This is a genomic window from Mesorhizobium tamadayense (assembly GCF_003863365.1).
Lineage (GTDB): Bacteria > Pseudomonadota > Alphaproteobacteria > Rhizobiales > Rhizobiaceae > Mesorhizobium > Mesorhizobium tamadayense.
Genome location: NZ_RQXT01000098.1, coordinates 1 through 11,284 on the forward strand (window position 1 = coordinate 1; position 11,284 = coordinate 11,284).

Sequence of the window (11,284 nt, forward strand, 5' to 3'; positions counted from 1 at the left end):
CCTGGGCCTGGAGGATCGGCCTTTGTCGCTATTTTTGCCGTTGGCCTCTTTCGAGGCCGCGCTTCGTCTCGGCGGGAGGCTTTGATCATGACGGCCGCCGACAGGTCCAAAGGCGCCGGGCAGGACGACGATTTCCCGGACGTCATCGAGATCGTCCGTGCCCTGGGAGTCCCTGGGGTGGGCGAGGACACGGACCCCCCTCCCCTCCTTCCGGCGGCCGCAGCTCAGGCGGATCATGGTCCGCGCCTGCCGGCGCATCTCGAGAAGCTCGCCGATCGAGCGCGGGACTATGTCGAAGCGGCAAGCTCCGCCAACACCCGCCGCGCCTATGCCGCCGACTGGAAGCATTTTTGCGCCTGGGCGCGGCGGCAGGGTGTCGACGCGTTCTCGCCCGATCCGCGAGTGGTCGGCCTCTATATCACCGCTTGCGCGTCCGGGTCTGTCTCCGGAGACAAGCAGCCCAACTCGGTATCGACCATCGAGCGGCGACTGTCGTCGCTGACCTGGAATTTCACCCAGCGCGGGCAGCCGCTCGACCGCAAGGACCGTCACATCGTGACTATCATGGCCGGCATACGCAATACGCCGCGCCGCCCCGGCAAAAGGAGGCGGTGTTGCCCGAGGATCTGATTGCCATGCTGGAAACACTCGACCGCGGCACCCTGCGCGGGCTGCGCGACCGCGCCATGCTGCTACTCGGCTTTGCCTGCGGGGTGTGCCGCTCCGAAATCGTCGGTCTCGACGCCGCCAGGGACCAGACGGAGGACGGCCGCGGCTGGGTCGAGGTTCTCAACAAAGGCATATTGGTGACGCTGCGCGGCAAGACCGGCTGGCGGGAGGCCGAGATCGGCCGCGGCTCGTCCGACGCCACCTGCCCCGTCGTCGCCCTGCAGACCTGGCTGAAGCTCGCTCGCATCGGGCACGGACCGCTGTCCAGCCGCGTCACCGGCCAAGGCAAGGCTGTTGGCTCGGAGCGGCTGAACGACCAGGAGGTGGCCCGGTTGGTCAAGCGCACGGCCTTGGCCGCCGGCGTGCGCGGCGATCTTCCGGAGGGCGAGCGGGAGATGAAATTTTCCGGGCACTCGCTGCGCGCGGGCCTCGCCTCCTCGGCCGAAGTCGACGAACGCTACGTGCAAAAGCAGCTCGGGCATGCCTCGGCCGAGATGACCCGAAAGTATCAGCGGCGCCGCGACCGATTCCGCGTCAATCTCACCAAGGCGAGTGGCCTGTAGGAGGTCGGGAAAGCCCCCTCCCCTTCCCGTTTGAATCGAACAAGGAGTGCTTTTCCGTCAAGGGCCCGACGTGATCGGTCTCAACGACGGGGAAATGGGTCCCGCATCGGCCGATATCGCGGGCTGCGCGAGGAGAAACGGCTTGCCCAGCGAGCTTGACGCTGCAAGCCTCGAGGAGTGTATTGGCGCGAACGCAATACCCATCGCGCTCCTGACCCTAACCCGAATTGGCCAACAAATTGTAAACGAAGGAGCGCGCATCGATGGAAACCAGGATCATCGACAGCCGTAACGATTTTGCGCAATGGGCGATCGATAGGTCCAATGCGATCCTCACGGATCAGGGTTCGGAACTCGCCACCGCGGCCCGCAAGGGAAACGAAGCCCAGATCGCTGAGACAGCACAGGCGCTCGGCCAAGCGATCGTCGATGCGCTGATCGAGGCGTTCGATGGTCTCGCAGGCGACGAATGAGCCACCGCTGCTGACACGACTGGCTGCGCCAACGGAAACGAAGGCCGGTACGCGCCCTCCCAAATCCATCCAGCCATCATGATTTCAGACTGCGCCGAATCCGCCTCGGCGGCATCGCGAGAGCCTCGCTCGTCCTGCGGATTCTCAAAGGCAACAAGGCCGTCGACGTCGACCGGCTATCCGACAAGCATGTCGCTCGCCCGGTCAGGCAGCCGCGCTTTGCCCTCCTAACCAAGGCGTCCTTTGAACAAGCCCCATCCCCCGCGTGAGGACGGTCGACTTTGCCGGCTTGCCGGCTGGTGACGACAACGTATATACTTCATGAGTATCTAGCCCGCAGGAGGCCGAGCATGCCGAAAGAGGCGGTTTTCACGATGAAGCTCGAACCGGAGCTGCGCGACGCCTTCATGGCCGAAACCGAAGCCGACCATCGGCCGGCCTCACAGGTGGTTCGCGAGCTGATGCGTGATTACATTGAGCGCCGGCGCGAAGAGCGGGAGTATGACGAGTTCCTCCGCCGCAAGGTCGAGGTCGCGCGGTCCTCTATGCGGGCCGGCCGAGGCCGGACGAATGATGAGATCGAGGCTGACTTCGCCGCCCGGCGTGCCAAGACGGTAAGCCAGGCGTGAGGGTCGTATGGACGCCAGAGGCCGAACAGGACCGCGCCGACATCTGGGACTACATTGCGGCCGACAGCCCGTCAGCGGCCGCTCGGATGGACCAGCTTTTCAGCGACGCAGTGGCGAGGCTAGCGGATTTCCCCAAGCTCGGCCGCATCGGAAAAATCACCGGCACGCGCGAGCTGATTCCACATGAGAGCTACCATCTGGTTTACCAAGTCGAAGGTGAAAACTTGTGGGTGCTGGCTCTGGTGCATACAGCTCGCCGGTGGCCGCCGACAAGAGAGTAAGGCGGGGCTGATGTCAAAGGCAGGATTTTCGCGCCACACTCCCGTAAACGCACCCCGCAAGGACCGAAATTTGGGCTGGAATTTCAGCTCACGCTTCAACTGAGATCGGAAACTAAAGGCTACAGCGTTTATCACAATCACTCTTGTCGACAGTGATTGGTCTCGCCGCCCAGATCCGCGAAAATTCTGACCTTGGATCGTTGGGCGGCCCTGGAAACGCAGGGCTTTGTGGCTTTTTCTTTGACCTGGTTTAATGGAATCGCTCGCCCTGCTTGAGTGGACCACCTGGATGTGAGGAGCGCCGGAATGACAATAGAGCCGATCCGCTTGCCCGATGTCCGCCACCGCCGAGGCCGAGCTCCCATCTCTGGAGGGGTAGTCGGCCGATGCCGAGCTCGCCCCTGCCCTCAACAAGGACTTTCCAGGTTTTGCCTTCACCGTCGTGACCATCGATGATCCTTATTGGTGGAACCCTCACGCCGTTATCGCTGCTGATGGCACGCGCTGCGGCGATGATCGCGCCTGGGTCGAGAGGCAGTTGGCCGAACTCAACCGCGATCTCACCGCCTTCTGGAACCGGCATCGCGAGGAAGGGAAGAACTTCGCCGAATGGCCCGGCGCCAGCGCCTTCGCCTTTGCACCGACCGGACCGGGCGTCGCCGACTTCGTGCAACTCTCGCTCGGCCGCGAGTTCGAGGTCCTGGCCGGCCCCGCAGTTTGATCCCAACTACCGCCCCAGCAGCATCGACCATCTCTTAGAGCCGACCTGGGTGCTGCGCGAGCCTGCCATTGACGCGCCAACGCCACTACTTTCCGGACCCGTCTACCGCCTGCGCGGCATCGTCCATATGCGGAGTTTTTTGGCGCGCAGTGGGCGCCTTGGACGCGAGCAACGTGAGGCGAGGCGGCCCGAGCTCGAAAACCGCATCATCCGTGAGGTCGGCCCCGACGGCACGCGCGACAGAGCGTTTTAGACGCCAATCCGGACTGGTTCATTTTCGTGCCGCGCGATGTCCGCTTTTTTGCCGACTGGGAGCGATCGAGCGCGGCCACCGACCGCATCTTTGCCCACTGGGCCTTCGACATCCACGAGGCCTGCCCTTCGCCCGGTTCTTTCTGATGACGCACGGACACTGGGTTGATCCGAATGTCGGCCACGCAATCGCCGAACGCCTCCGCGCGAGACGGGTGCGGCTGCCCGACCAAGATGCTGCCATTCTGCTAGCCTGGGCCGACAAGCCGTATTTGTTCTGAGTGGCTGCCATGAATTCATGTGCCAAAGCTCGCATCCCAAGCAAAGCTGACGGCGCGCCAAGCTCACCGACGCGCTCGATTAGGTCTGCCGTTCGATCGCCGCGCGTTTCTGGCTAGACGCCATCTGGGAAAGGAAGATACTGGCGAGACCTCGTTAAACGCGCTTGGGTCGGACGTCGGCTATCTCGAAGCGTAGTTGCCAGGCCGTCATAGGTCGGCTGCTGCCCTTCGGCGCCGGAGGGCGCTGCTGATCAAGTTCGTCGCGCATCGTCCGTTGGATCCCGCCAAGCGCGATCGTTTGTCCACGCACGACATGCTGGAAGACGTGGCAGCGACCCTGAAGGCGCAAGGCCTGTTGTGTCTCGACAGCCCGCACGCGCCCGCAGGGTCCCCTGGCGGCTGTCGAGATAGTGACGGTTGGCTTGGCGGGAGTTCACGCTCTGGGGCGGGGCACGACCGTCCGCCGTCGGCCATGCGTGACGGACCGCAATGGGATATCGAATAGACCGCCGTCTAAATGGCAAAAAAAGCTAGTGAAAACAGTCTTTGGGCCGTTCAGATGCCGGAAATTGTCTCTTTCACGAAGCCGGATTCTTCGAGAACGCGGACAGCGCCGGTCCGACGGGAAGTTGCAGAAGGCGCATTTGGTCAAACCGGGGACGCTTAGGTAGCCCTTTTGATTCCAATATCGCTGCCTAGAGTAGACCAGATCTGTGCGAGCCGGTTATCACTCTCAAATGTCTGAGGCCGGAATCGCCGACAATCCTTCGATCTTCCTTGCGCTCAGAACCAAACTGGAACAGTCCCCGCTTGAATGGAAACCGCCGGATCGTATTCCCAGCCTGCCCGGGACACACGGGTGCCGAGTTTCAAAATCACACAACCAGTTCCGCACAGCTTTCTGGCACAGTTATTAGCGTTAACCTTTTGTTAACTTAAAATTTCTTGTCGGCACGAACGAATCGGACATAATGACGGCATTCGAAAGAAATTCGCCGAAATGCCGTCACTTGAGGTTCCGGAAAACATGAACGTTTTAGCGCCCGTGTCGAAACCTTTGTTCGACGACACCATTCTGGCACAAGGCCGCGAGATTTCCAGGAAACTGAACCAGCTTCGTTTCGAGACATTCCCGCCGAACGCAAGGAAGACCTTACGGCAATTCTCACTCGGGGAAGCGGCGTATTTCCTCGGGGTTTCGACTAGCAATCTCAAGAAGCTGCACCTGGAAGGCAAAGGTGTCGAGCCCACCATACACGCCGGGGGTCGGCGGACATATTCGGCCGAGCAGATCATGGAGCTGCGTCATTGGCTCGATCGTCACGGCCGAGCCGATGTGAAGAAATACGTTCCTCACCGCCGCAGGGGAGAGAAGCTGCAGGTCGTTGCTGTTGTTAATTTCAAGGGGGGCAGCGGAAAGACAACGACGGCCGCACACCTTGCGCAACATCTGGCGCTAACGGGGCACCGTGTATTGGCCATCGACCTTGACCCCCAGGCTTCGCTGTCGGCCCTCCACGGCATCCAACCCGAACTCGACAAGAATCCGTCGATCTATGAAGCGATCCGCTACGACGACGAGCGGAAGCTCATCACCGACGTAATTTTGCCGACAAACTTTCCAGGCCTTGAACTTGTCCCTGCATCGCTCGAATTGCAGGAATATGAGTACGACACTCCACTGGCGATGCAGGATAAGAATTCCGTCGCTGGCAAGACGTTTTGGAATCGCATCGAAAAGGTATTGCAGGAGGTCGATGACCGTTATGACGTGGTCGTAATCGATTGTCCGCCCCAGCTCGGCTATTTGACACTCACTGCTCTGTCGGCGGCGAGTTCGGTGCTGATCACTGTACATCCGCAGATGCTCGACCTGATGTCGATGTCGCAGTTCCTTCTGATGCTCGGCGACATCCTGAAGACAATTCGCCAGGCGGGCGGCGAAGTAGATTTAGATTGGTTCAGATATTTGATCACTCGATACGAGCCGACCGACGTCCCGCAAGCCCAGATGGTCGGATTCATGCAGTCAATGCTCGCGTCGCAAATGCTCAAGACGCCGATGTTGAAATCGACCGCTATTTCGGATGCTGGGCTGACGAAGCAGACGCTTTATGAGGTCGAGAAATCCGGGATGAATAGGGCAACGTACGACCGCGCCATGGAGTCGATGGAAGCGGTTAACGCGGAAATCAGAGAACTAATCCACGGGGCTTGGGGACGTGCGAAATAGACGGCCGTCTAAGTCAGGTTTTAATGCAATGAAATCAGATGAATGACCCAAATTTTGGGACGCTGAAATGGCAAGAAAGCACATTTTCGACAATTTGATGCGGGAATCCGCGCCCGAAACGGCAGAAGATGGCGAGCCAGCTTCCGGGTTTCGCAAATTCGGAGCGGCGAGGTCCATCTCATCGTCGATCGACGAACTGGCCAGGCAAGCCTCCAAGCTCGCCGAAGGCGAAACGGTTATTGAAATTGATCCCGACCTGGTCGACAGGTCATTTGTGCCTGATCGCATGAGCATTGATGAGGACGACGCATACCACGAACTGCTGGAAGCCGTCAGGGAGAGGGGACAGGATACCCCAATCCTTGTAAGACCCCATCCCAGCGCCGAAGGCCGCTACATGGCCGTTTTCGGACACCGACGGGTGAGAGTTGCCAAACAACTCGGCAGGCCTGTCCGCGCAGTGGTGAAGACGCTGGCAGACATCGACCACGTTGTCGCACAAGGGCAGGAAAACTCCGCACGCGCCAACCTTACGTTCATTGAGCGTGTTATGTTCGCCCAGCAGCTGGGCGAGCTTGGGTTCAGCCGAGAAACCATCCAATCTGCTCTGTCGGTCGACTACCAGACGCTCTCTAAGATGCTGACGATTCCGAAAGCTATCCCTGCGGTCATCATTGATGCGATTGGGCCGGCCAAAGGGATTGGACGCGACCGGTGGTTGGATCTTCGGAAGCTCGTCGAGAACCCGAAGAACACGCCAATTGCCAACAGCTATGTGGCTAGCGAAGAGTTCGCGGCCGCGGATTCTGACGAGCGTTTCAACTTGCTCTTTGATTTTCTGAACGGAGCAAAGTCCAACAAGGCGATCAGGAAAGGGCTCGCTCCGCGGATCAACAGAACCTGGGCACCGGCCGACAAATCAGTCGCCGCGACGATTAAAAACAATGGAAAGGCCTTCAGTCTGGCGCTGAAAGCGAAAGACGCGGCCGAGTTCGGCGAATACATTTCGGAGAACCTGGACAGCCTTTACGAGGCATTCAGGACATCGAAGAAAGAGGCAACAGGAGACTAAACCGCAAAAGAAAAAGGCCCCCGAACGTCACCGTCGCGGAAGCCCTTCTCAACCATAAGCAAGCTGAGAATCGCATCTCCACGAATCACTGTCAAGAGTCATTGGCGTCGTTTTGGCGAGCAGATTTCTTTTGCCTAATTGAAGGTGAAGGAAGAAATGGAGACGGGTATTGCAACGACGCCTTTTGGGCGGCGGCCGATGTCGCTTGCCATGTTGGCAGCGCAAAACGAGTCACGTGAGATCCCCAAGGGCAGGATCGTCGACAAATGGCAGATCTACCGCAACCTATGCGAAGGCAAGAGCATCGTCGGCATCGGCGATCGTGCTCTGGCGGTGCTGAATGCGCTGCTCTCTTTCTATCCTGACAGTGAGCTGAGCGAGGAAAACGACCTCATCGTCTTTCCCTCGAACGCTCAGCTGTCGCTCAGGGCGCACGGAATGCCCGATGCCACGGTCAGGCGGCACCTGGCGGCGCTTGTGGACTGCGGGCTGATCATCCGTCGGGACAGCCCGAACGGCAAGCGTTACGCCCGCAAGGGCCGGGGAGGGGAGATCGAGGAAGCATTCGGCTTCTCCCTGGCACCGTTGCTGGCTCGTGCTTACGAGTTCGAGGCGGCGGCCGAGCGTGTCCGGGCCGACAACAGGGCGCTCAGGCTTATGCGCGAGCGGATTACCTTGCACCGCCGCGACATCCACAAGCTGATCGAGGCGGCGTTTGACGAAGATGTCCCGGGCGATTGGCGCGGCCTGTGGAAGCGTTTCCGCGGCATTGTGGAGGCAATTCCGCGCCGCGCCTGCATTGCCGAACTCGAACGGATCGTAGCCGATCTGGCCGCATTACACGACGAAGTGGATAAGCTGCTGGTAATTCATATGAATTCCACGAATCCGAGCGGCAATGAGTCTCAAAACGAGCGGCAGCAATCTAATTCAAATACCGACTCTATTTTTGAATTTGAACCTGCTTTGGAGAAAAGCGGGGCAACGGCCGAGCCCAGCACGAAAACCGCAGAGCCCCCGAAAACCTATCCGCTGGGGCTTGTGCTGAAGGCCTGCCCCGAAATTGCGGACTACGCCGTCGATGGCATCGACAATTGGCGCGATTTCATGATTACCGCCGCCCAGGTGCGGGGCTACCTTGGCGTCTCGCCGTCGGCGTATGAGGAGGCCTGCCATGCGATGGGCCAGGAAACCGCCGCGATCGTGATTGCCTGCATCCTGCAACGGGCTCAGCACATCAATTCCGCCGGCGGATACCTGCGCGTGCTGACTGACAAGGCCAGGGCAGGGGCGTTTTCGGTCGGACCGATGCTGATGGCGGCGCTGAAGGCGAACGGCGCCACGGCGAGGATGGCGGGATGAGCACGGGGACGGTCTCCAGGGTGTCGGTATGAAGCTGAAGGAGCTGCATCGCGGCGCGAACGGCACTGGCGGAACTCCGCATGTCCGGACATTTTCCAAAGGCGGTCCTGGTCAATTCGATCCCGCGCCTCGACGCGCTTATCACCGATCTGCCGGGTCGGGATCCGAGGGTCGATTTCCCGCGGTCAGTTGCCTTGGGATCATTGTGCACTTTGTGCCGGGCACTGCCTTTGGTCTCGACATCTCCGTGCAGCGTAAGGGCGGGAGCTTGTTGCACGGTGCGTTCCGCGCGAAACGGCATGCGCGCGCGCCGCGAGCGACCTGCACCATCATCCGGATCTATATGATCACCCGCGCCGCCCGGCCGAGCGTCCGCTCCGCATCGTTGTAGTAATTCGAGGCCTGCTGTACGGAACGGTGCTGCGACTGCTGCATGGCCTCGGGCAGCGGAATGCCGCGGCGGGCGGTTTCGGTGAGGTAGCCCGAGCGCAGGCCATGCGCGGAAAAGGCTTGCGGGTCGAGGCCGGCCTCGGCGATGCGGCGCTTGAGGATCAGATTGACCGCTTGCGGCGTCAGCGCGCGTTTTTCGAGATTGCCCCAACGGTCGATGCCGCGAAACACGGCGCCTTCGCTGATGTTGGCACGCTCAAGCCACTCCCGCAGGACCAGGACCGGACGGCCGACGAGCAGCACGAACGCGTCGCTGTCGGCCTGTGTCGTCTTAGTGCGGCCGAGCCGGATTTTTAGGCACGGCAGTTTGTCCAAAGAGTCGGGAGCCTTGGGATCGGCGGGTACCGGCTCTTCTTCGACGATCTGCTCGAACCTGAGCGAAGCAATCTCGCTGCGGCGGCGGCCGCCGGAGGCAAAGCCGGTGATGAGAAGAGCGCGGTCGCGCACGTCGACGAGTTTTTCCCCGGCGCAGGCTTTCAGCACCGTGGCGAGGATATCGGCGGTCACCGCCTTTTTGCTCTTGCGGCGCCGGGGGCGGGCGCTGGCGCGCACCGCCAACTTGATCGCGCTCTGCAGTCCCGGCGCGTTGAATTTTCCCCTAAGACCGCGCCATTTGGTCAGCGTCGACCAGCTGGACAGACGCCGGCGTACGGTGTTCGGTGCGTGCGGTCCGTCGACGCGCAACAGTCTGGCCGACTTCAACGCCGCGGTCACGTCTTCCGGCATGCCGTGCGAAACGTCGGTTTGACGCTTTGCAGGATCCCACAGGTGATGGGCGACGAATTTGATCAGCAGCGCCTCCGGCGCCGGCCAGGGGAGCGAAAATCCGGTCGCGGCCAGCGACCACGCTTCGAGGTAACCGAGATCGGAGGCCAGCGCCCGCAAAGAATTTGCGCCGATGCCTTCTTTGGCGAGGTGACGCAGGGTGGCGACGTCGTCGTCGGTCAAAAGTTCGGCCAGAAAATCGCGCCGGTCGAATGGCAGCACCGAATCCAGCGCATCGAGCGCCTCGGCACGGCGCAGTTTTTGGTCGGATGCGGGTTTTGGCAGGCGAAGATCCATGACGGCGGCTCAGAACAGATATTTATATTTTTTGTCGGCCCAGGCGAGCAGCACGGCGGCGTCTCGATCGGGCAAACGCACCCGTCCTTGGCGAAGGCCTTCCGCGATCGCATCGCCGACGTCCGGATCGACCCAGTGCCCGTGCGTCATCAGAAAGAACCAGGCGAAGGGCAGGCCCACCTCGGCGTCGATCGCCTCGGTGCGCTCCATCAGCCGGTGCACCGAGATATTGACTCCCAACGCCAGCTTCCCGGCGGGCATTTTGAGCGGCCGCGGGATAAAACCGATCTCGCGTTTTTGGCCACGATCTTTAAGATCGTGGATGTCGAAGGCCCAATGGTCAAAAATCCGGTGGGCTCCAGCGCTCGACCGCTGCCAGTCGGCAAAAAAGCGGTTCTCGCGCGGCACAAAATCGAACCAGTCCGGATTGGCGTCTAAAAACGCGGTGTCGCGTGTGCCGTCGGGGCCGACCTCACGGATGACGCGGTTTTCGAGTTCGGGACGGCCTGCCTCGCGCTGTTCCTTGTCGATGCGCGCCCGGCGCGCCAAGAAACTCCTCATGTGAACGATGCCGCCGCCGGCTCGGCCGCGCAGCCGGTAGACTGGTCCTGCGAGCTGCTGCGCCTCGGCAGCGGAATCGCGAGAAACCCAGGTCGGCTCGAACAGATCGTCGACGTTGCGGGGACGATAGTCGGGATCGACCACGGGACCGGCCAGAACTTCGAGCTCGCGGCCGAGCGAGAGCTGGACAAAATCGGCGACGCCCGGCCCGGTCGGCGCAAAGGCGAAGGCGCTGGTGCCGCGCCATTCGGCGAATTTTTCTCCGGCCTGGCGATGCCGGTGCCATAAGGCGGTGAGATCGCCGCCCAGTTCGGCCAGCTCGCTCTCGATCCAGGCGCGATGATCGCCGCGGCGGGTGCCGTCGGCAGCGACAACGGCGTGAGGGCTGCACCAATAAAAATCGTCGATCGTCGCGACGGTGAAGGCAAAGCCTGGAAAGGTTTTGTTGAGGGCAGGGGCGAGCGCGGCGTCGGCCGACTGCGCCTCCAGAGATGCGAGCACGGTTTCGACGGAAGCGGGGTCGGGCAGGCGGACGGGTTTTTGGTCGGACATGCCGGGCGCCCTCTCTCGTGCGGCGGAAAGCCGCCTTCCCTATGTCGTTCGCGGCCGCGCGGGACGTCGCCGGCGTCATCTTGGGGCCGAAAATGACTGATTTGCGCCGCAAAAACAATCGCT

The 11,284-nt window shown here is 61.2% G+C and carries 9 protein-coding genes and 1 pseudogene; 8 read left to right on the forward strand and 2 right to left on the reverse strand.

Annotated elements, in window-relative coordinates; genetic code table 11:
- Positions 1 to 87: 87 nt before the first annotated feature.
- The 8 genes and pseudogenes from EH240_RS35865 (at position 88) to repC (ending at position 8,536) form a co-directional block, all read left to right on the forward strand.
- Positions 88 to 1,232 (forward strand): annotated as a pseudogene (locus tag EH240_RS35865) (site-specific integrase).
- A gap of 263 nt (positions 1,233 to 1,495) precedes the next feature.
- The gene (locus tag EH240_RS35870; protein WP_125007078.1) at positions 1,496 to 1,705 is read left to right on the forward strand and encodes a hypothetical protein; all 210 of its coding nucleotides are present in this window, start codon (positions 1,496 to 1,498) and stop codon (positions 1,703 to 1,705) included.
- A 350-nt stretch (positions 1,706 to 2,055) separates the two neighbouring features.
- Complete coding sequence (locus EH240_RS35875) at positions 2,056 to 2,334, forward strand: antitoxin of toxin-antitoxin stability system (RefSeq protein WP_125007079.1); 279 nt, start codon at positions 2,056 to 2,058, stop codon at positions 2,332 to 2,334.
- Positions 2,331 to 2,615 (forward strand): type II toxin-antitoxin system RelE/ParE family toxin, encoded by a 285-nt coding sequence (locus EH240_RS35880; RefSeq protein WP_125007080.1) that lies wholly within the window; start codon positions 2,331 to 2,333, stop codon positions 2,613 to 2,615. Before EH240_RS35875 ends, EH240_RS35880 begins: the two co-directional genes overlap by 4 nt.
- A gap of 538 nt (positions 2,616 to 3,153) precedes the next feature.
- Complete coding sequence (locus tag EH240_RS39510) at positions 3,154 to 3,336, forward strand: hypothetical protein (protein WP_245436689.1); 183 nt, start codon at positions 3,154 to 3,156, stop codon at positions 3,334 to 3,336.
- 1,560 nt (positions 3,337 to 4,896) lie between these two features.
- Positions 4,897 to 6,102, forward strand: coding sequence for a plasmid partitioning protein RepA (gene repA / locus EH240_RS35890; RefSeq protein ID WP_125007084.1), 1,206 nt, complete (start codon positions 4,897 to 4,899; stop codon positions 6,100 to 6,102).
- Positions 6,103 to 6,169: 67 nt separating this feature from the next.
- Positions 6,170 to 7,174, forward strand: a complete 1,005-nt coding sequence (gene repB, locus EH240_RS35895; RefSeq protein ID WP_125007081.1) for a plasmid partitioning protein RepB — start codon at positions 6,170 to 6,172, stop codon at positions 7,172 to 7,174.
- A gap of 156 nt (positions 7,175 to 7,330) precedes the next feature.
- Positions 7,331 to 8,536, forward strand: a complete 1,206-nt coding sequence (repC, locus tag EH240_RS35900; protein ID WP_125007085.1) for a plasmid replication protein RepC — start codon at positions 7,331 to 7,333, stop codon at positions 8,534 to 8,536.
- A gap of 339 nt (positions 8,537 to 8,875) precedes the next feature.
- On the opposite strand, the gene EH240_RS35905 is transcribed toward repC, so the two are convergent.
- Together EH240_RS35905 and EH240_RS35910 are read right to left on the reverse strand one after the other, a co-directional pair.
- Complete coding sequence (locus EH240_RS35905; protein ID WP_125007082.1) at positions 8,876 to 10,048, reverse strand: site-specific integrase; 1,173 nt, start codon at positions 10,046 to 10,048, stop codon at positions 8,876 to 8,878.
- Positions 10,049 to 10,057: 9 nt separating this feature from the next.
- The gene (locus EH240_RS35910; RefSeq protein WP_125007083.1) at positions 10,058 to 11,161 is read right to left on the reverse strand and encodes a hypothetical protein; all 1,104 of its coding nucleotides are present in this window, start codon (positions 11,159 to 11,161) and stop codon (positions 10,058 to 10,060) included.
- Positions 11,162 to 11,284: the final 123 nt, after the last annotated feature.